A 19411-nucleotide genomic window follows, 5' to 3' on the forward strand; every position below is an offset into this window, starting at 1 on the left:
TTCTCAACTCCTCGTGCGGGGGCGATCGGCGCGAACGACGACCACCTCCTCGGTCAGTGCCCCCGGCTCCGCCAGCTGCGACGAGTACAGATAGTCCGTGCGGCTGCGAAGGACCGGTCCGAAGGGAATACGGCTGCGGGCCACGACGGATGCCTTGAGATCCGCGTCGCGCAGCCGGGACAGTGTCGCCTCCACACCGGTGAACTCGGAGTGCACGATCAGCGCGAATCCGCCGGGCGTGAGCAGGGTGGGCAGGCTGTCGCACAACGGATCGAGCACGCAGCGACCGTCGGCGCCGGCATCCCAACGCGGGTCGCGGTTCTCCCCGTCGCACGGAACGTACGGCGGATTCGACAACACGATGTCGAACGGACCGTGGCGCAACGCCGCGTCCAGGCCTCCCTGCCGGGCACGGATCGGCAGCCGGCGCGACCACGCGTTGACGCGGGCACTGAACACCGCTCGCGGGTTGATGTCGAAGGCCGTCACCGAGGAAGCACCGAGCATGGCGGCGTTCACCGCCAGAAATCCTGTCCCCGTGCAGAAGTCGAGTACCTTCGCACCCTTCGTACCGCCTGCGTCCGCAAGCGCGCCTGCGAGCAGATACGAATCCTCCTGGGGGCGGTACACCCCCGGAAGACGCCATACCCGCGGCGAATCCGATCCGTCCAGCGCCAGGGAAGCTGTCACGTCACACCACCTCGTATCTCGAGTTCGACGGCATCTCCACCACCCCGGGCCGAAGACCCGGATCCGTCCGTTCGCGGGCGGATACCCGCGCGACTTCCGTGTGAAACACGCCACCGTTCCGCGAGGGAGGGCCGACTGTCACGAGAACAGCACCCGGCGAGCGGCATTTCGCACGCGTCGGGTCACCGGAGCGGTGCGTTTGTCGTCCGCGAGTGCGGCATGAGCGGCGTTCCAGCCGCCCATGCCGTGGACTCCCCCGCCCGGATGCGCACCCGAGCTGGCGAGATACACCCCTTCGACCGGGGTTCGCGGTCCGCCGAAACCGGGAGTGGGCCGCAGGAACAACTGCTGGTGGACCTGCGCGGTTCCACCGTTGACGGCTCCGCCGACGAGATTCGCGTCGGCCGCTTCGAGGTCGCCGGGTCGCTGGACGTGCCGGCCGACCACGCGCGCACCGAAACCCGGTGCGTAGGCCTCGAGTTGCGCGTCGACGCGTTCGGCGAGGTGGTCGGCGGACGCGTCGTCGGTGATGCCCCGCGGCAGATGTGTGTAGGCCCAGCAACTTTCGGTTCCCTCGGGCGACCGCGTCGCGTCGGTCGTCGTCATCTGCCCGAAGAGCAGGAAGGGCGACTCGGGGACGACCCCGGTGGACAGATCGGCCGACCACCGGATCATCGCGTCCGTATCGGCACCGACGTGCACCGTGCCGGCCCCGCTCAACGAGGGCGAACGCCACGGCACGCGGCCGTCGAGCGCGTAGTTCACCTTCACGACCGGGGTGTCCCATTCGAACTTGCGCAGGTCGTCGAGTACCCGCGACCCGACGGCGTCGGCCGGGAGGAGCCGCGTGTACAGGGCCGGGGCCGAAGTGTCGGCGAGGACGGCGCGTCGCACCTTCACCCGCTCGCCGCCGGCGGTCCGGACTGCGGAGACCTTCCCGCCCTGCACCTCCACACCGACGACCGGCGAGTCGCACCGCAACTGGGCACCTGCCGAGGCGCCGCGACGGACCAGTGCGTCGGTGAGCGCTCCCGCGCCGCCGACCGGCGCGGGGAATCCGACGTCCTGCGCGAGCATCGTGAGCATGTAGCCCATGACGCCGCTGCCGGGCGCCTCGGGCGGTGTGTCGGCATGCATGGCGTTGCCCAGGAGCAGCAGCCGCGCCGCCGAACCGCCGAACAACTCGGACGACATCCGGGTGACGGGCAGCGCGAGCATGCGCGCGTAGCGCAGCAGATCTCCCGTCTTCATCGTGCGCAGCAGGTCCACGGAACCCCGGACGGGCGGGAACGGGCCGAGGAGCAGTTCGAGCAGCGCGCCGCGTACCTGCTTCCACTGGTCGAACAGCGCAAGCCACGCTTCCCCGTCACCGACGCAGCGACGCTCGAGGTCGGCCGCCGTGTCGGTCGGATCCGGAGAGACGACGATCGCGTCCTCGTCGTCGGGGCCGAGCGGGTGGCCGAAGGCCTTCGGGGAACGCGCCCAGCGGAGGCCGTGCGACGCGAGATCGAGGGCCTGGAAGGCCGGTGAGGCGACACCGAGCGGATAGAACGCGCTGAACAGATCGGCGCAGTATCCCGGGTGGAGTTCTGCGCTGCGCACCGCTCCGCCGGGTTCGGGTTGCTCCTCCAGCACGAGGACGTCCCATCCGGCGTCGGCGAGCACCGCGGCAGCGGTCAGACCGTTGGGTCCGGCACCGATGACGACCGCATCGACCGTCGCGTCGCTCATTCGGTGGCGCCTTCGGCGAGCAGCACCAGCCGTCTCAGGCATTCCTGGTTCCGTGGCAACACCATTTCCTCCTGTACACGATCGGGGACGAGGGCGTACGGCCCTTCGACGACGTGTTCGGCCATCGTGATGCGGGTGCCGCCGTCGTGGGTGGGTTCGAGCGAGATCGCGATCTCCGCCTTGCCGAACAGCCAGGCACGTGCGCGCAGCACCAGTTGCCGTTCGGGCACCACCTCGCGGACCTCGGTGTGGTCGTCGAGCAGGAGAGGCCACAGACCCACCGAATGATGGATCCGGGTGTCCCGTTGCGGCCAGGCCGGGTCGACGGCCCGGATGCGGGACGCCCCCACCACCCACGCTGCGTACCGCCAGCCGTCGGCGAGGATCTCCCACACTCGTGCCGGCGCCACCGAAGTCTCGATCGTCGCGATCCTGGCCATGCCCGCTCCTCATCCCCTGGACGACAGCTCGCTTGCGGCAGACGCATACCCCGCCACCGTAGGTGTCACACGACGTCGGGTGTCATCGCTGTTCGGAGGGGGTATCCCGGCGGGCATGGAAGCCGAGAACACCCCCTCCTCGAACCCGTACGCCTTCGTCTTCGCACCGTCCCCGCTCCTCACGGTGACACTCGAGAAGGCACCCGACGGAAGCACCGAATTGCACGTCCACCCCGGCGGGCAGGGATTCTGGATCGGCCGCATGGCATCGACCCTGGGAATGGACGTGCACCTGTGCGGACCGTTCGGCGGCGAGTCCGGCACGATCCTCGTCGACATGATGAACCGCGAAGGCGTGACGGTGCACGCCGTGGAGACCGCGTCGCCCAACGGTTCCTACATCCACGACCGTCGCGAGGGCGAACGGAAGGAGATCGTGGAGATCGATCCGCCCACGCTCACCCGGCACGAAACCGATGATCTGTTCAGCGCGTCGCTGGCGTCCGCGATGTGCGCGAAGGTCGCGATGCTGGGTGGACCGCACTGCGACGACGCCGTGCCGACCGAGGTGTACACGCGACTGTGCTCGGATCTGGGCGCCCTCGGCATCCCGGTCGTCGCCGATCTGTCCGGCCCCACCCTCGGTGCGGCCCTCGAAGGCGGGGTGACCGTACTGAAGGTGAGCCACGAGGATCTCATCGAGGACGGTCGCGCGAAGTCCGAGGACCTCGACGATCTCGTCGAGGCCATGCACCGTCTCCACGACGAAGGTGCCGCGTCGGTGGTGATCTCGCGGGCCGGTGATCCGGCGATCGCACTGGACAACGGGACCATCTGGGAGGTGGAGGCGCCCTCGGTGCAGACGGTGGACCATCACGGCGCCGGTGATTCGATGACAGCGGGTATCGCGTCGGCCTATGCCGCGGGCGCGAAGTTCGAGGACGCGCTGCGTCTCGGCGCCGCAGCAGGCGCGGTCAACGTCACGCGTCGCGGGCTGGCGACGGGACATCGAGCCGCGGTCGAGAAGATGGCCGAGAAGGTGGAGGTCCGGAAGTTGAAGGGGAAGCGTTCATGAGAGCACTGATCGTCAACGACGACGGCATCGACAGCCCCGGTCTGGCGCTGCTCGCCCGGATCGCCGTCGAAGCAGGTCTCGACGTGCAGGTCGCGGCGCCCCATGTCGAGCGCAGCGGTGCGAGTGCATCGCTGACCGCTCTCCAGGACGAAGGAAAGCTCCTGCTGAGCCGTCGCCCGCTCGACGACCTGCCCGAGGTGGAATCCTATGCGGTGGAAGCCTCTCCGGCGCTGATCACCTTCCTCGCCTCGTACGGCGCGTTCGGGACGGCACCGGACATCGTGCTGTCCGGAATCAACCTGGGTCCCAACACCGGTCACGCGATCCTGCACTCGGGCACGGTCGGTGCGGCGCTGACCGCTGCCAGCCACGGCGCTCGCGCAGTTGCGTTCTCGCTCAACGGCACCGCTCCCTCGCAATGGGAGACCGCCGAACTGGTGGCACGTCGCGCTCTCGACTGGGCGATCGAACACAGCCGTCCGGGTGCGGTTCTCAACGTCAACATCCCCGACATACCCGTCCACGAGTTGCGCGGATTGCGCAGCGCCCCGCTGGCGGAGTTCGGTGCCGTCCAGGCGGAGATCGGGGAGGTCGAGGACGACGGCGACATCTCCCGCGCCCTGCCGATCACCTTCCGGGCGGTCGAACTCGACGAATCCAACGACAGCGACGCCGTTCTCGTGTGTCAGGGGTGGGCGACCGCGACCGTGCTGACGATGCCTTTCGAGGTGGCGGAGGCCGATCTCGGCACTCTGGAGTTCGCCCACTCGGACAGTTCACAGCAGTAGGCTCGGATCCCGCTCGGTCACGGACGCCGTGACCGAGCGGTCCCGACCGTCAAAAAGACTCAGGCTCTGCGATTCTCAGGCCACTGCGGTTCTCAGGCCACTGCGGCTCTCAGGCCACTGCGGAATTCGAGACGAAGCCGGGAATCGGCGTCACGACGGACCGTTCCGTACGACCGGCCGTGTCCGTCACGGACTGCACGAACCTGCCGGCCTCGGCAAGCGCGCGCCGACTCTCGGGAAGACTGTCGGCGAAGATCGGGAACGCATGCACCTGGTGTCGCCACAAGTGGAGGTCGCAGCTCACGCCGGCCTCCCGCACGGCCCGAGCCATGGATTCGGCGTCGCTGCGCAGCAATTCGTCGTGACCGGCGTGGATCATCACCGGGGGCAGCACACTGAGGTCGTTGTCCAGCGGGCACATCAGTGGTCCGGGCTCCCCGTCGACGGTCAGGCGGGTATGAGTGCCCTCGATATAGCGCACGAGCGACTGCACCGCCGATCCGGGGAACATGGGGCAGGCCGCCTGCATGTCGTGTTCGGCGCGACGATCCGAATCGAGGTCGACCAGCGGCGACAGCGCGACGATTCCAGCCGGTCGGGGCAGGTCGGATTCCGCGATGGCCAGGGCCGTCATGAACGACAGGTATCCACCGGCGGAGTCGCCTGCGATGACGATGTCCTCTCCGCGATAGCCCTTCTCGCACAACCACTCGTAGCCGCGTACCGCGTCGTTCACCGCGTGCGCGATGGGAGCGTTCGGCAGCATCCGGTAGTCGACGCTGAGAACCGCGCCGTCGGCGCGATCCGACAGGCTCACGGCGAGCGAACGGTGAGTGTTCAGTCCGCACATCAGGAAAGCGCCGCCGTGGAGATACAGCACCGCGCGCTTGGTCGATCGCCCTTCCGCGCGGATCCACTCGGCACTGCACGTGCCCAGGTCGACGTCCACGTACTGCGCCCCGGAGGGCTTGGGGAGCAGGGACGCAGCGCCGTCGACGACCGACAGTGGCCACGCGAGGTCCGGCCGGGCCATCCATGCCCCGACGACCGGCTTCGCGAGTGCACGCACCGCGCCCCGAACGACTCGGGAGCGCACGCTACCGCCTCGGTGGGTGCGGCTGACGCCCTCACATCCACCGAAGTCGTCGATCTCCGAAGACAGCACTGGAACCTCCCGTGGATCACCCCACGAAACCGGTTGATTTCTTTCGTCTTACGAGGCGTGGTACTGCGGTTTACCCACGCTTGTCCGGAATCGAAACACCCGGTTTCGGGCAACGAACCGGAAAAGTCGGGTGCTACGCCCTCTTACAGGACCCGTTTACCGACCCGGTCGGGGAGGGTAACCAGCGCGTATGCCTACCGAGACCACGGTGTCCCTCTGGCGGGATCGCGCTTCACGGACCGCGATGTCCGACCGGACTGCGCTGTACGACCGGACCGAGCTGTACGACGACTGGACGGCCCGCCGGGAGCGCTACGACGTCGTGGTCGTCGGTGCCGGGATCACGGGCACCGTGACCGCCCTGCTCCTCGCCGAACGGGGACTGCGCGTCGCGGTGGTCGAAGCCCGGGACATCGGGGCCGTGACCACCGGAAACACCACCGGCAAGGTGAGCGTCCTGCAGGGCACGCGCCTGTCGCAGATCGGCCGCAGACATTCCGGGGCGATCCGTCAGGGATACGTCGACGGCACCCTCGCGGCGCAACGGTGGGTGGTCGACTTCTGCACGCGGCACGGACTCGACTTCGATCGTGCGGACGCCTATACCTATGCGCAGGACCCCTCGAATGTGAGCATGATCGATGCGGAGTACCACCACTGCCGCGCCGCCGGACTGCCGGCCGAACGGGTCGGCGAGATCCCCCTGCCCTTCGGCGTGGCCGCGGCGGTCACCATCCCGGACCAGGTGCAGGTCGATCCCATGCCCATACTGTTCACGGCGGTCGACCGGGCACGCACGGTCGGCGCCGAGGTGTTCGTCGGGCGTCGCGTGAAGACCGTGGACACCGAGGACGCAGGATGCATCGTCCGCACCGACGACGGCGACATCCGTGCAGATCGCGTGGTACTCGCGACCGGCATCCCCATCCTCGACCGTGGCGCGTTCTTCGCCCGTCTGGAACCCGATCGCTCGTACTCCATCGCCGTCGAGGTGCCCGGTGGGCCTCCGGAGGGGATGTTCCTGTCCGCCGACAGTCCCACCCGATCGCTCCGCACCGCCTCCGCGGTGGGAACGTCCTCGTCGGCGGACCGGCTGCTGCTCGTCGGCGGCAACGGGCACGTCGTCGGCCGGCACGATTCGACCCGTTCCGCGTACGACGACCTGCTGCGGTGGACTCAGCGGACGTTCCCCGGCGCCCACGAGCTGTACCGCTGGTCGGCGCAGGACTACACGAACATGGACAGCCTCCCCGAGGTCGGGCCCGTCCTGCCCGGCGCCGACCGGATCTGGGTGGCGACCGGCTTCGGCAAGTGGGGCATGACCGGCGGGGTCGCGGCGGCCCACATCATCGCGTCCCGGTTCTCGGAGTCGCCGGATCCCGAGGTCGAGGCGTGGGCGCCCGCCATGGCGGCCTGGCGCACCGAACTGGTGACCGGCACTCCCACCGCAGCCAAGCTCAATGCCACCGTCGCATTGCACATGGCCAAGGGCTGGCTGCAGGCCGCGACGTCCTCCGGATCGGAGCCGGAAGAAGGACAGGGACGGGTGGTACGCAGTTGCGGACGTCCCGTCGGCGTGTCCACGGTCGACGGCCGGACGCACCGCGTGAGCGCGGTCTGCCCGCACCTCGGCGGAATCCTGCGGTGGAACGACGCGGAGTCGTCGTGGGACTGCCCGCTGCACGGCTCCCGATTCGCCGCCGACGGCGCTCTGCTGGAGGGCCCCGCTACCGGCAACCTCTCCCCCAGGTGACGCCGCGGGTGGAAGAAGGCGTGAGAGCCCGCGTTTCACGCCCACCCGAGCCGGGTAGTTCTGACAGCAGCCGAGAAAGGACACACGAACATGAATTCCGCCGATGGGGCACGACTGTCCGGACTGACCGTCGCAATTCTCGCGACGAACGGAGTCGAGGAGGTCGAGCTCGTCGAGCCGCGTAAAGCTCTCGAGGACGAGGGCGCCACCGTCCGACTCGTTTCGATCGAGCAGGGCGAGATCCAGGCCATGGAGAAGGACGTCAACGCCGCAGGGAAGTACACCGTCGATCACCTCGTCTCGGAGGTAGCCCCCGGCGACTTCGACGGCCTGGTGCTTCCCGGTGGAACCACGAATCCCGATCAGCTGCGCCAGGACGACAAGGCCGTGTCGTTCGTGCGGGAGTTCGTCACCTCCGGGCGTCCGGTCGGGGTGATCTGTCACGGGCCGTGGACACTCGTCGAGGCCGACGTGGTGCGCGACCGCACCCTCACGTCGTACCCGAGCGTTCGTACCGATATCCACAACGCCGGCGGAAATGTCGTCGATCAGGAGGTGGTCGTCGATCGCAACCTCGTCTCGAGCCGCAATCCCGGCGACCTGCCGGCATTCTGCAAGGCACTCGTCGACCTCTTCGCCGCGAACCCCGCGAGCTGAGTTCCTCGGGCCGCGCACCACGCCGGCCGATCCTCTTTCCCTCACCGACCGCGACCGCAGAGGTCTCGGTCCGTCCCCACCTGCTTGTCGAAAGGACCTCGACGATGCTCGAGCAGAGCCCCGTTACCGGCGCCACTACCTCTCCCTCCGCGGCCCTCCCCCAGGGCGTGCGATTCAGTACCGCGGAAATCAAGAAGCGCATCGACGAAATGTTCGACAACCCGGCCGCTCCCGTCCCGAGCGAAAGCTGATCTCCGAAGAACCGCTGGTCGACGGCCCACAGCAGCGCTCGCGGTTTGCGGCCACCTACCCGCCTTGATAACAAGAAGTAGTCGATTTCGAACATTTGGGATTGGTTCGCCGTGAGGCAGTTTCAAGAAGGCGGGATTATGAACGAAACGAACTCCGACGATTTCGTCGTGGTCGCCAACCGTTTGCCGGTGGATCTGGAGACGCCGACCGACGGCGGTCCGCCGGTCTGGCGACGCAGCCCCGGCGGTCTGGTGACCGCCATGGAGACCGTCCTGAGGTCAAGCGGCGGTGCCTGGGTCGGTTGGCCCGGCACTCCCGACGTGACGGTCGAACCCTTCGAGGAGGACGGACTCTCGCTGTATCCGGTGGAGTTGTCCGCCCAGGAGGTCGAGGAGTACTACGAGGGTTTCTCGAACGACACCCTGTGGCCGCTCTATCACGACGCGCTCATCCCACCCACCTTCGATCGCCGCTGGTGGCGTACCTACCGCGCGGTCAACAAGCGATTCGCCGAGGCCGCGGCGCGCGCCGCCGCCCCCGGGGCGACGGTGTGGGTGCACGACTACCAGCTCCAGCTCGTTCCCCGGATGCTGCGCGAGCTCCGGCCCGACGTCACCATCGGCTTCTTCCTCCACATCCCCTTCCCGCCCACCGAGCTGTTCCTGCAGTTGCCGTGGCGGAAGGCGATCGTCGACGGTCTGCTCGGCGCCGATCTCGTCGGTTTCCATCTCCCCGGTGGGGCACAGAACTTCGTCTACCTCGCCAACCGGCTCTTCGGACTTCCGGCACCGCGCGGGACCTCGTCCGGTGGCACCATCGATCTCGGCGACCGGCAGGTCCGCGTCGACGCCTACCCGATCTCCATCGACGCCGCGCAGCTCCGGGAACGTTCCGGAGACAAGGACATTCGAGAGCGCGCTGCCGAGATCCGCAGGGATCTGGGCGATCCGGAGGTCATGCTGCTCGGCGTCGACCGTCTCGACTACACCAAGGGAATCGACGTACGCCTCGAGGCTCTGTACGAGCTGTTCGCCGAAGGCACCCTCGATCCCGAGAAGGTCGTGATGGTGCAGTTGGCCACGCCGAGTCGCGAGCGGTTGACGGCGTACGCACAACTCCGCGACCAGGTGGAGCGCGAAGTCGGCCGGATCAACGGCGAGTTCGCCCGCCTCGGTTCGCCCGTCGTCCACTACCTCCACGCCTCGGTCGACCGCGACGAACTCCTCGCGATGTACGCCGGCGCCGACGTCATGCTGGTCACTCCCCTGCGCGACGGCATGAACCTCGTCGCCAAGGAGTACGTCGCCTGCCACGGCGACGGCAGCGGTTCACTGGTGCTCAGCGAATTCGCCGGGGCGGCAGCGGAACTCCGTCGCGCCCTCCTCGTCAACCCGCACGATCTCGAAGGCGTCAAGCGCGCGATCGTAGAGGCGATCGAGGAGGACCCCGCCGAACGGAAGAGGCGAATGAAGACCATGCACGCGCACGTCATGGAGCACGACGTCGCCCGCTGGTCGCGTACCTTCCTCGAGGACCTGCGGGCCACCTCGGGTGCGCACGTCGCGGCCTCCGAAAGCTAGGCCACCGAAAGTCGGGCCACCGAAAGCCGGGCCGCGGGTCCCTCTCCAACGCTTACCGGGAAGGGACCCGCGTGCCCTGAACCTCGACGAGCTGCAGACCCGAAGGAATGCAGACCTACTGACTCGGCTGCGGCACCTCGCACTCGATCTCGGGATTGACGCCCGCATAGTTGAGCGGCCCGGCCACCACCGTGACCGCCACCGTCGCGAGACTGCTGCAGTTCTGGTCCGAGTCGCTGAAGTAGCCGCGCTGACCGGCCGCCACCGCACCGATGATCAACCAGACCAGGACCACGAGACTCAACAATCGCACGATCTCACCTCGATCCGTCCCATACGCCGGACCGTCCGGCCGGGTAGCAGTACCCGAGACGGAAACCGAACAAACGCACCGAGGAACATGATCCGGTCGTAACGGACGCAACATCTCTCATCCGTACCTCCGGGGTCTGAAACATCCTGTGGGAGTAACGGCATAATCATTCTTATGACCGATTCGCCCACCGATGAAGCGTTGAGCCGGATCCTCGCCGACGACGTCTCCCGGCACGTCGGCAGTTTCCGGTACCTGTCGACCGACGACTCGTGGGAATGGTCGGCTTCCGTCGCCCGCATACACGGCTACGAACCGGGCACCGTCGAACCCACGACCGAGCTCGTCCTCCGGCACAAGCACCCCGACGACCGGGACGATATTGCGACCCTCCTCACCTCCGTACGCACCACGGGTGAGCCCTTCAGCAGCCGGCACCGGATCGTCGACACCCGGGGCACGGTCAGGCATGTCGTCGTGATCGGCGATCGCCTCGTGGACGACGACGGCACGGTTCTCGGCACGTCGGGGTTCTATCTCGACCTGACCGATGCCCTCGAGGAGGACCTGCGGGCAGCGGTCGACGCCGCGATGTCGTCCTTGGCGGACGCCCGCGCCGTCATCGAACAGGCCAAGGGTGCTCTCATGCTGGCATACACGATCCCGGCCGAGCGCGCGTTCGAGATCCTGGCGTGGCGTTCCCAGGAGACGAACGTCAAGCTGCGCGCACTCGCCGAACGGCTCGTACACGAGATCTCGACCACCCCCGGGATCCTCGAAGAGTTCCGCGGCCGTTTCGATCACCTGTTCCTCACTGTTCACCAACGAATCCGATCGGGCGACCCACTCCCGTCCCCGACCGAGCGACCCACTGCACATCTCGATTGAGCGACCTGCTCGGGGGTACCCGAAGGTGGAGTCGCGCCCGGCACCGCGCCGGTCACTGCGCATGCGCGCCCTTCGACGTGAGGAGAGCCATGACCCAGGATGTGGAGAAACGTTGGAACGACCCCCGCACGGCCCGTAAGGCCACGATGTACGCAGGGGGCGTGATCGTCGCCGCGCTCGTGGTGATGGGCGTCGCCATCCTCTGGGGCACGAATTCCGGACAGGACTGCAGCGACGCCGCATTCGCGGTGTGCACCGATCCCGCCCGCCAGATCCTGGTCTTCGGACCCACACTCGTGCTCCTGCTCGGCGGACTCGGCGCACTGCTGACGGCCTACCGCACGTGGAAGCGCGGCGGTCGCTGGCCGATCTGGCAGGGTGCAGGATGGGTACTGCTGGTGCTGATGGTCGTCTACGCCACCATCTCCGCCCGCGCCATCATCTGATCCGGCGCTCGGTCGTCCCGCCCCGGAGCGGCCGGAGCCACCGGCCCCACACGAACGAACAGGCGGGACAGCAGCGTATTTCGGTTCGTACCGCGCGACGTGACCGGTTTATCCCCCACCACACACGGGAATACCGCTGTGGTGAAGATCGCGATGGTTGCCGGACAAGTGAATCCCCTGCTCGGTCACGGCGCGCACGCAGGTGCGCCGCCGCAAGGACTGCACGTCCACCTGGCCGAACTGTCCTCCGCCCTCGCCGGGGCCGGCCACGAGGTGGTGGTCTACACCCGCCGCGAGGACCGCGACGGCCCCGACCGGATCTCCACCCCCGGCGGATACGAGGTGGTGCAGGTACCGGCAGGACCGCCGTCCCCGCTGCGCCCCGACGAAACCGCCTCGGCAATGGGGGAATTCGGGAGCTTTCTGGATCGGGAGTGGCGTCAGCGGCCACCGGACATCACCCACGCCCACTACTGGCTGTCGGGTCTGGCCACCCAGCTCGCCACCCGTTCGCTGGGTATTCCCACGGTTCAGACCTTTCACTCCCTCGGCACGGTCGAGCACCGCATCCGGGAGAAGACGGCGATGGACGCATCCGCGCGCGACCGAATCCGCTTGGAGCGACTTATCGCCCGGGGCGCGACGCGCATGATCGCGACGAGTTCCGATGAGGTGTTCGAACTGGCGCGCATGGGCCTCCCCCGCACGCGGACCACAGTTGTGCCGAGCGGAGTGGACGCCGCGCACTACAGCACCGCCGCCGCTCCCGACACCACGAGGACCCGCAAGCATCGTCTGCTCGCAGCCGGCCCTCTCGAGCCGGGCTCCGGGTTCGACATCGCCATCGAAGCGCTGGCGGGCATTCCCGATACCGAACTCGTCATCGCTGCGCATCCCGCTCCCCCGTACCTGTCGCGTCGATCCGACGAGCAGGAGAAGTCCCGTCTCGTGAAGCTCGCGCGCGTACGCGGTGTGCAGGGACGCGTTCGGATCCGACGCGATGTCGGTCGGGACGAGATGCCCGGTCTGCTTCTGTCCGCCGACGCCGTGGTCTCGACTCCCTGGCACGATCCGTCGGGGATGCTCGCCCTGCAGGCGATGTCGTGTGGTCGCCCGGTGATCGCGACCGCTTCCGGAGGAATGCTCGATACCGTGCTCGACGACGCCACCGGTCTTCTCGTGCCTACCCGTTCCCCCGAGGCCGTCGCGGCAGCCGCGCGCCGGCTCCTCTCCGATGCGACGACACGCGCCACCTTCGGGATCGCCGGACGCGACCGCGTGCTCGCCCGGTACACCTGGGATCGCGTGGCGGAGGACACCCTTCGCGCCTACGAGCGGTGTGTGCCGGTTCGGCGTACTGCACACCGGACCGCACGGACCGGTGTGCAGTAGCGCCTGTCGAACTCGGCACATGCGCCGGAACGATCAGCGACGGAAGTCCTGATCGTTCCGGTGCGCACCCGCCCCGCCGGCATCGCCGATCCGGCCCTCGCCGCCGGGCACCGAGTTCGACGTCGGCGAACCTGCCGTTCCCGGAGCCGATTCCCCGCGGTGGTCACCGCGATCGGCACGCTCTGCGGAACGGGGATCCAGTTCCTCCGCACGGCGACGACGCTCGTCGAGTTCGGCGCGGGCCGCTTCGGCGGTACGGCGTTCGTCCTCGGAGCGAGCACGCAGCCGCTCGGCCTCGGCTGCCTTGGCTTCGGCTTCCGCCGCGACGCGGCGGGCCTCCGCTTCGGTGCGTTCGGCCGACGCGGTCCGTTGTTCGACACCGGGCCTGTTCTCTTCGACGCTGCGACGCAGACGTTCGGCTTCGGCACGCCGTCGCTCGGCACGCCGGTTGCGAAGCGTCCACACCAGCACGGCCAGCACCACCAACGCGACGACCACCGCTATCACCAGCAGAATCCAGTCGTTCGTGCTCATCTCGACCTCCTCGGGTTCACCAGCGGGTTCCCCCGGGTCGAAGTGACGAAACGGGCAGGTCGGGCCGATCGGTGTATCGGAGGTGGCCCCGAACGAACCGTTGCCGCCCGGGTATCCCGAACGGCAACGGTATGGAGGGGCGTAGCGGATTGCGTGCCACGCCGCGTAGTCGGCTCTCCCCGAGTCCCTCAGGTCATAGGAGCGACGGCAGCGAGCGCTGCTTCACGTGTCTTGCAGGCCTTGGCGGCGATGGCCGCATCGGCGACCCGGAGCAGCCGTTCCACCGGCCGCCCACTCAGCAAGGCCCAGCGGACATTCAGGGCACGCGCCCGTTCGTCGAGATCGTCGAAGACCGACAACCCCGCCGCACCGAAGAATTCGACTGCTCCGAGATCGACGACCATACGGATGGATTCTTCGAGCTGCCGGTGGGTGAACGCGTGCAGAGCGTGTGCGTTACGGATGTCGATCTCACCTCGTACGTCGATCCAGACGAGGTCCGGTTCGATCCTCTGAGCACTGAACTCCGCCCCGACGACCCGCTGTGCGGGAATGTCGGACCTGATCGGCTGAGCCGACCACGTGGAAGGGGCGGAATCGACCTGTGCGGCAATTCGCTGAGGAACTGTCATAGCACTTCCCAACATCGAAAATTGCAGGAAGCGCGACCGACGAGACAGGCACAACCGGTGACCGATCGGAACCCTCCCGCAAGGGATGGCGCTTCCGTGTTCTCGGCTGTGTGCTCAACCTGTCCCCAACAGTAGTCCACCGGCCATGGGCACTCAACACGTCGAACGTGCATTTCGGGCGTGTTGCCAACCCCCGCCCAGGTCACGGCGGATGGATTGAATTCGCGGTATCTGGGTAATCTCTCCGACGACCAGACAGACACGACCCGCTCGTACCCCCACTCCCCGTACTGGAGACATCAGGCTCATGGCAAAATCCGCGTCGATCGAATCGGCACGCGACCACAATCCCCCGGTAGTCGAACTCCGAGTAGAGGCCCATCCCGATCAGCTCGCAGTGCTCCGAGCGGTAGCCGCCGCGATCGCGCTGCAGCACGACTTCGACCTCGATACCGTGGCGGACGTGAAGCTCGCCGTCGACGAAGCGGCCACACGGCTGATCATGGGCGCTCCCGAGGACGCGGTTCTGGCCTGCTCCTTCCGGGCGGCCCTTCCGCTGCTGCACATCAGCCTGTCTGCCCCGACGAACGACGCATCCGCGATCGGGCAGCCGCGCTCCTTCGGATGGCACGTGCTCAACTCGCTGACCGAGTCCATCTCGGTGACCAGCGACGACTCGCGCGCCACGATCGACATGTCCATCGCCGAAGGCAGCGCCGATCGGTGACGCGCAACACGGGTAGGTCGAGCGACGAGTATGCCGACGTCACCGAAACGCTGAGAACGCTCCTCGCCCTCGAGGAGGACGACCCCGGTCGTGTCCGCATCCGCGACGAAGTGGTCGAGCGGTGTCTTCCGCTCGCCGAGCACATCGCCCGACGCTTCGACGGCCGTGGTGAGGCCTTCGAGGACCTGTTGCAGGTGGCGCGTCTGGGCCTGGTCAACGCGGTCGACCGGTTCGACCCCGAACGCGGCTCGGATTTCGTCTCCTTCGCGGTCCCCACGATCATGGGTGAGGTGCGCCGGCACTTCCGCGACGCCGGCTGGGCCGTTCGTGTGCCGAGGCGCATGAAGGAACTGCATCTGTCCCTGAGCAAGGCCACCTCCGAGCTCTCCCAGCGCCTCGGACGCGCGCCCACCGCCTCCGAGCTCGCCGAGGAACTCGGCATCGATCAGGAGGAGGTGCTGCAGGGTCTCGTGGCCGGCAACGCCTACCAGACGGTGTCGGTCGACCGGTCGTCCCCGTCGGGCGACGACGGGCTCACCCTCGCCGACACCCTCGGCGACTACGACACCGCGCTCGACGAGGTCGAGAACCACGAGGCGCTGCGACCGCTGCTCGAGGCCCTTCCGGCCCGTGAACGCACGGTCGTCCTGCTGCGCTTCTTCGGCAACATGACGCAGACGCAGATCGCCGAGCGCGTGGGTGTCTCGCAGATGCACGTGTCGCGTCTGCTCACGAAGACCCTCGCGCAGCTCCGCGAGCAGCTCGGCGACAACTTCTGACGAGTCGACGTCCCGGGTACTCGTACCCGGGACGTCGACACGCTCAGAACGTCGAGGCGTCGATCACGAACCGGTAGCGCACGTCACTGGCGACCACACGGTCGTATGCCTCATTGATACGGTCCGCGGAGATCAGCTCGATCTCCGCTCCGATGCCGTGCTCTGCGCAGAAGTCGAGCATCTCCTGCGTGTGGGGGATGCCGCCGACATTCGATCCGGCCATCGCACGATCGTTCATCGCGAGCGAGAACGCCCGCACCGACAGCGGCTTCTCGGGCAGGCCGAGGCCGACGAGGGTGCCGTGCAGCCGCAGCAACGACAGGTAGCGGTCGAGGTCGAGGTTGACCGAGACGGTGTTGAGGATCAGGTCGAACTTCCCGCGCAGCTCCTTGAACGTCGACTCGTCCTCGGTCGATCGGTAGTCGACCGCCCCGAATCGCAGGCCGTCGTCCCGCTTCGACAGCGAGTGGCCCAGCACGGTCACCTCCGCGCCCATCGCTGCAGCGATCTTCACACCGACGTGCCCGAGACCGCCCATGCCGATGATCGCGACCTTGCTGCCCGGTCCCGCATTCCACCGCTTCAGCGGCGAGTACAGGGTGATTCCCGCGCACAGCAGAGGTGCCGCGGCGGCCGGGTCGAGTCCGTCGGGAATCCTCAGGACGAAGTGTTCTGTGACGACGATGTGCGTGGAGTAGCCGCCCTGGGTGACGGTGCCGTCGCGATCGACGGAGTTGTAGGTCCCCGTCACCCGATTGGTGCAGTGCTGTTCGAATCCTGTTCGGCAGGGATCACATTCGCCACAGGAGTTCACGAAGCAGCCCACGCCGACGCGGTCTCCGACGGCGTGTTCCGTGACATCGGAACCGACGGCGGCGACGGTGCCGACGATCTCGTGACCCGGCACGATCGGGTACTTGGTTCCGCCCCATTCGTTCCGGGCGGTGTGGATGTCGGAATGGCAGATGCCGGCGAACTCGATGGCGATGAGTACGTCGAGCGGACCGAGAGCACGTCGTTCGACGGTGGTCTTCGACAGGGGCGCGTCGGGCGCGGTGGCGGCGTAGGCGGCGACGGTGGTCGTACCGGTGGTGGACGTCATTCCTCCACAACTACTCCGCCTCACGACGACGTGCACCCGCGGGGGACTCCCGCGGGTGCACGTCGTCGATACGGTTCGGCTATCCGGCCTGATCGGACTGCTGGGCCGCCCGGCGGCGCAGGCGCCGCGCCGCAGCGACGAGATTGCGCAGCGACGGCTCGAGCTGCCAGTGGTGACGGGTCTTGAGACCGCCGTCCGGATTGGCCCACAACCGGTCGAGTTCCACCGATTCCGCCGCTTCGGTGAGCAACTCGTCGAGCTCGTCGATGTCCGGGATCCGGGCCGACCGCGACTCGTAGACACCGGGACCGACACCGTGGGACAGCGCGCGGTCCTTGATCGCCTCGAGCACCCAGCGGATCGAGCGCGTCGCCACGATCGCCGTGACGTCGGCGTCGAGCCGCTCGATCGCGTCGACCACCGAGGCCTGACCCGAATAGGTCAGGTGCGTGTGGATCTGCGTCTCCGGCTTCGCACCACCGGTGGCGAGACGGAAGGCGTCGACGGCCCAGTCGAGGTATTCGGCACGCCCGTCCTGGCGCAGCGGCAGCAGTTCGCGGATGGCCGGTTCGTCGACCTGGATGATCGCGATGCCCGCCCGCTCGAGATCGGCGATCTCGTCGCGGATGGCCAGCGCGAGCTGGTCGGCCGTCTCGTGGAGCGGCTGATCCTGACGCACGTAGGAACGCGCCAGCATCGTCACCGGACCGGTGAGCATGCCCTTGACCGGCTTGTCGGTCAGCGACTGTGCGAACGAGATCCACTCGACCGTCATCGGCTTCGGACGCACGATGTCGCCGTAGAGGATCGGCGGTCGCGTGCAACGTGAACCGTAGGCCTGCACCCAGCCGAAGTGCGTGGTGGCGAAGCCCTCCATCAGCTCGGCGAAGTACTGCACCATGTCGTTGCGTTCGTGTTCGCCGTGGACGAGGACGTCGAGACCGATGTCCTCCTGCAGACGGATGGTGGACTCGATCTCCTCCTGGATCCGCTTGACGTACTCGTCGTACGACATCCGGCCGCGACCGAGTTCTGCTCGTGCCCTGCGGATCTCCGCGGTCTGCGGGAACGACCCCAGCGTCGCCGTCGGCACCGGCGGCAGATCCAGGCGCTTCTGCTGCGCGACGCGGCGCTCCTCGTACGGCGCGCGCACCCGATGAGCGGGAGTGACCGCGTTCAGACGTGCACGGACGGTGTGCTTCTGCTTGAAGTGCACCGACACGGGCGGCTTGCGCCACCGCTCCTCGGCTCCGGTGGTGAGCGCCTTGGCGAGGGAGACCACCTCCCCCACCTTCTGCTTCGCGAACGCGAGACGATCGGCGACGTCGCCGGGGATGTCGTACTCGACGAGCACGTCGTAGGGCACGTGCAACAGCGAGGACGAGGTCGACACGACGAGATCCGGTGCGACCGCGGCGATGGACTTCAGGTACTCGAGCGTGCGGTGGCGGTCGACCTTCCACACGTTGCGGCCGTCGACGACACCGGCGTAGATGCGCTTGCGCTTCAGTCCGGGCACGGCGGCCAGTTCGTCCGCGCTGATGCGGCCGTCGACCAGGTCCAGGCCGATCGCCTCGATCTTCGACGCGGCCAGGATCGGCAGCGCCTCACCGAGATGCCCGTACGGGCCGGTCACGAGCAGACGCGGCCGCAGCGGAGCGTGGGAGAGCACGTCGTAGGCACGCGCGAGGGCTGCGAGCTCCTCCTCGCTGCGGTCCTCGGTGAAGGACGGCTCGTCGAGCTGCACGCAGGTCGCGCCGGCGCGGGCGAGCTGCTCGAAGAGCTTCTCGTACTCGGGGAGCAGCGCGTCGAGCAGGTCGAGGGTGCGGAAACCCTCCTTCGTCGACGTCGGCGCGACCTTCGACAGCAGCAGCAGCGAGGCCGGGCCGAGCACCACCGGACGCAGCTCGACGCCCTCGGCCTTCGCACGCTCGAACTCGTCGAGCACGGCCGCCGAGTTCAACTCGAAGACGGTGTTCTCGTCGAGTTCGGGCTGGCGGTAGTGGTAGTTGCTGCCGAACCAGCGCACCAGCTCGAGCGGCGGGAAGTCCTCGCGTCCACGGCACAGCGTGAAGTACAGATCGAGCGGGTCGAGCTCGTCGACCAGCGGACGGAACCGGTCGGGCAGCGCTCCGAACAACAGGGCGTTGTCCAGGACGTGGTCGTAGTAGGAGAACGTGTTGCCGGGTACCTGGGTCAGACCCGTGGCTGCGAGCTCGCGCCAGGTGTTCTCCTGGAGCTCGCGAGCGACCGCGACGAGTTCGTCGCGCGTGCCCTCACCGTGCCAGTAGGCCTCGAGGGCGAACTTGAGCTCGCGGCGGGGTCCGATGCGCGGGTACCCGAGGATGCTCGATCCGTATCCGTCGGCGAGAGTTGCCATGTCGGCGTCGACCTTTCCCTCATGCACACCGCGCCCGTGCACCGGTGACCAGTGCTTGGAACACTGTCGCCGGGCACGGGCGCCGTG

20 protein-coding genes are annotated in these 19411 nt (G+C 67.8%); 11 read left to right on the forward strand and 9 right to left on the reverse strand.

The features are described 5' to 3' along the window. Nucleotides 1-3: 3 nt before the first annotated feature. From ACWPOC_RS22995 to ACWPOC_RS23005, 3 genes are all read right to left on the reverse strand, one after another. Nucleotides 4-630, reverse strand: a complete 627-nt coding sequence (locus ACWPOC_RS22995; RefSeq protein ID WP_120280096.1) for a HemK2/MTQ2 family protein methyltransferase — start codon at nucleotides 628-630, stop codon at nucleotides 4-6. Between the two features lie 198 nt (nucleotides 631-828). Beyond that, nucleotides 829-2421, reverse strand: a complete 1593-nt coding sequence (locus ACWPOC_RS23000; RefSeq protein ID WP_120280097.1) for a phytoene desaturase family protein — start codon at nucleotides 2419-2421, stop codon at nucleotides 829-831. After that, entirely contained in the window at nucleotides 2418-2861 is a 444-nt protein-coding gene (locus ACWPOC_RS23005) for an SRPBCC family protein (protein ID WP_120280098.1), read from the reverse strand. Before ACWPOC_RS23005 ends, ACWPOC_RS23000 begins: the two co-directional genes overlap by 4 nt. Nucleotides 2862-2976: 115 nt before the next feature. Between ACWPOC_RS23005 and ACWPOC_RS23010 the strand changes: the two genes are divergently transcribed. After that, nucleotides 2977-3936: a 1-phosphofructokinase family hexose kinase gene (locus ACWPOC_RS23010; protein ID WP_120280099.1), complete on the forward strand. Its 960-nt coding sequence runs from the start codon at nucleotides 2977-2979 to the stop codon at nucleotides 3934-3936. Next, nucleotides 3933-4724 carry a 5'/3'-nucleotidase SurE gene (gene surE / locus ACWPOC_RS23015; protein WP_120280100.1) on the forward strand — a complete coding sequence of 264 codons (792 nt, stop codon included), beginning with the start codon at nucleotides 3933-3935 and terminating at the stop codon, nucleotides 4722-4724. Before ACWPOC_RS23010 ends, surE begins: the two co-directional genes overlap by 4 nt. Nucleotides 4725-4833: 109 nt before the next feature. Here surE and ACWPOC_RS23020 read toward each other — a convergent pair whose 3' ends face one another. Continuing rightward, nucleotides 4834-5889 carry an alpha/beta hydrolase gene (locus ACWPOC_RS23020; protein ID WP_455409374.1) on the reverse strand — a complete coding sequence of 352 codons (1056 nt, stop codon included), beginning with the start codon at nucleotides 5887-5889 and terminating at the stop codon, nucleotides 4834-4836. Between the two features lie 190 nt (nucleotides 5890-6079). On the opposite strand from ACWPOC_RS23020, the gene ACWPOC_RS23025 reads away from it, so the two are divergent. The 4 genes from ACWPOC_RS23025 to ACWPOC_RS23040 all read left to right on the forward strand — a co-directional run bounded on the left by ACWPOC_RS23025 (nucleotide 6080) and on the right by ACWPOC_RS23040 (nucleotide 10131). Beyond that, nucleotides 6080-7642 (forward strand): FAD-dependent oxidoreductase, encoded by a 1563-nt coding sequence (locus ACWPOC_RS23025; protein ID WP_120280102.1) that lies wholly within the window; start codon nucleotides 6080-6082, stop codon nucleotides 7640-7642. Nucleotides 7643-7732: 90 nt separating this feature from the next. After that, entirely contained in the window at nucleotides 7733-8299 is a 567-nt protein-coding gene (locus ACWPOC_RS23030) for a type 1 glutamine amidotransferase domain-containing protein (RefSeq protein WP_455409375.1), read from the forward strand. 104 nt (nucleotides 8300-8403) lie between these two features. Next, entirely contained in the window at nucleotides 8404-8550 is a 147-nt protein-coding gene (locus ACWPOC_RS23035; protein ID WP_174246999.1) for a hypothetical protein, read from the forward strand. 138 nt (nucleotides 8551-8688) lie between these two features. Continuing rightward, nucleotides 8689-10131: a trehalose-6-phosphate synthase gene (locus ACWPOC_RS23040; RefSeq protein WP_120280104.1), complete on the forward strand. Its 1443-nt coding sequence runs from the start codon at nucleotides 8689-8691 to the stop codon at nucleotides 10129-10131. A gap of 115 nt (nucleotides 10132-10246) precedes the next feature. Here ACWPOC_RS23040 and ACWPOC_RS23045 read toward each other — a convergent pair whose 3' ends face one another. Further along, nucleotides 10247-10447 carry a hypothetical protein gene (locus ACWPOC_RS23045; RefSeq protein ID WP_120283592.1) on the reverse strand — a complete coding sequence of 67 codons (201 nt, stop codon included), beginning with the start codon at nucleotides 10445-10447 and terminating at the stop codon, nucleotides 10247-10249. A gap of 171 nt (nucleotides 10448-10618) precedes the next feature. On the opposite strand from ACWPOC_RS23045, the gene ACWPOC_RS23050 reads away from it, so the two are divergent. The 3 genes from ACWPOC_RS23050 to ACWPOC_RS23060 all read left to right on the forward strand — a co-directional run bounded on the left by ACWPOC_RS23050 (nucleotide 10619) and on the right by ACWPOC_RS23060 (nucleotide 13170). Next, nucleotides 10619-11332 carry a PAS and ANTAR domain-containing protein gene (locus tag ACWPOC_RS23050; protein WP_120280105.1) on the forward strand — a complete coding sequence of 238 codons (714 nt, stop codon included), beginning with the start codon at nucleotides 10619-10621 and terminating at the stop codon, nucleotides 11330-11332. 89 nt (nucleotides 11333-11421) lie between these two features. Continuing rightward, nucleotides 11422-11778, forward strand: coding sequence for a hypothetical protein (locus tag ACWPOC_RS23055; protein WP_019291150.1), 357 nt, complete (start codon nucleotides 11422-11424; stop codon nucleotides 11776-11778). 138 nt (nucleotides 11779-11916) lie between these two features. Next, the gene (locus ACWPOC_RS23060) at nucleotides 11917-13170 is read left to right on the forward strand and encodes a glycosyltransferase (RefSeq protein ID WP_120280106.1); all 1254 of its coding nucleotides are present in this window, start codon (nucleotides 11917-11919) and stop codon (nucleotides 13168-13170) included. 33 nt (nucleotides 13171-13203) lie between these two features. Here ACWPOC_RS23060 and ACWPOC_RS23065 read toward each other — a convergent pair whose 3' ends face one another. Beyond that, the gene (locus ACWPOC_RS23065; protein WP_120280107.1) at nucleotides 13204-13704 is read right to left on the reverse strand and encodes a hypothetical protein; all 501 of its coding nucleotides are present in this window, start codon (nucleotides 13702-13704) and stop codon (nucleotides 13204-13206) included. Between the two features lie 188 nt (nucleotides 13705-13892). Next, nucleotides 13893-14336, reverse strand: a complete 444-nt coding sequence (locus tag ACWPOC_RS23070; RefSeq protein ID WP_120280108.1) for an STAS domain-containing protein — start codon at nucleotides 14334-14336, stop codon at nucleotides 13893-13895. 307 nt (nucleotides 14337-14643) lie between these two features. On the opposite strand from ACWPOC_RS23070, the gene ACWPOC_RS23075 reads away from it, so the two are divergent. After that, entirely contained in the window at nucleotides 14644-15063 is a 420-nt protein-coding gene (locus ACWPOC_RS23075) for an ATP-binding protein (protein WP_026061321.1), read from the forward strand. Next, nucleotides 15060-15842: a SigB/SigF/SigG family RNA polymerase sigma factor gene (locus ACWPOC_RS23080; RefSeq protein ID WP_120280109.1), complete on the forward strand. Its 783-nt coding sequence runs from the start codon at nucleotides 15060-15062 to the stop codon at nucleotides 15840-15842. Before ACWPOC_RS23075 ends, ACWPOC_RS23080 begins: the two co-directional genes overlap by 4 nt. A 43-nt stretch (nucleotides 15843-15885) precedes the next feature. Here the strand turns inward: ACWPOC_RS23080 and ACWPOC_RS23085 are convergent, their stop codons facing one another. Together ACWPOC_RS23085 and metE are read right to left on the reverse strand one after the other, a co-directional pair. Continuing rightward, nucleotides 15886-16944, reverse strand: a complete 1059-nt coding sequence (locus tag ACWPOC_RS23085; protein ID WP_120280110.1) for an NAD(P)-dependent alcohol dehydrogenase — start codon at nucleotides 16942-16944, stop codon at nucleotides 15886-15888. Between the two features lie 79 nt (nucleotides 16945-17023). Further along, complete coding sequence (gene metE / locus ACWPOC_RS23090) at nucleotides 17024-19324, reverse strand: 5-methyltetrahydropteroyltriglutamate--homocysteine S-methyltransferase (protein ID WP_120283594.1); 2301 nt, start codon at nucleotides 19322-19324, stop codon at nucleotides 17024-17026. Nucleotides 19325-19411 lie beyond the last annotated feature (87 nt).

The organism is Rhodococcus sp. 5G237 (assembly GCF_053764735.1).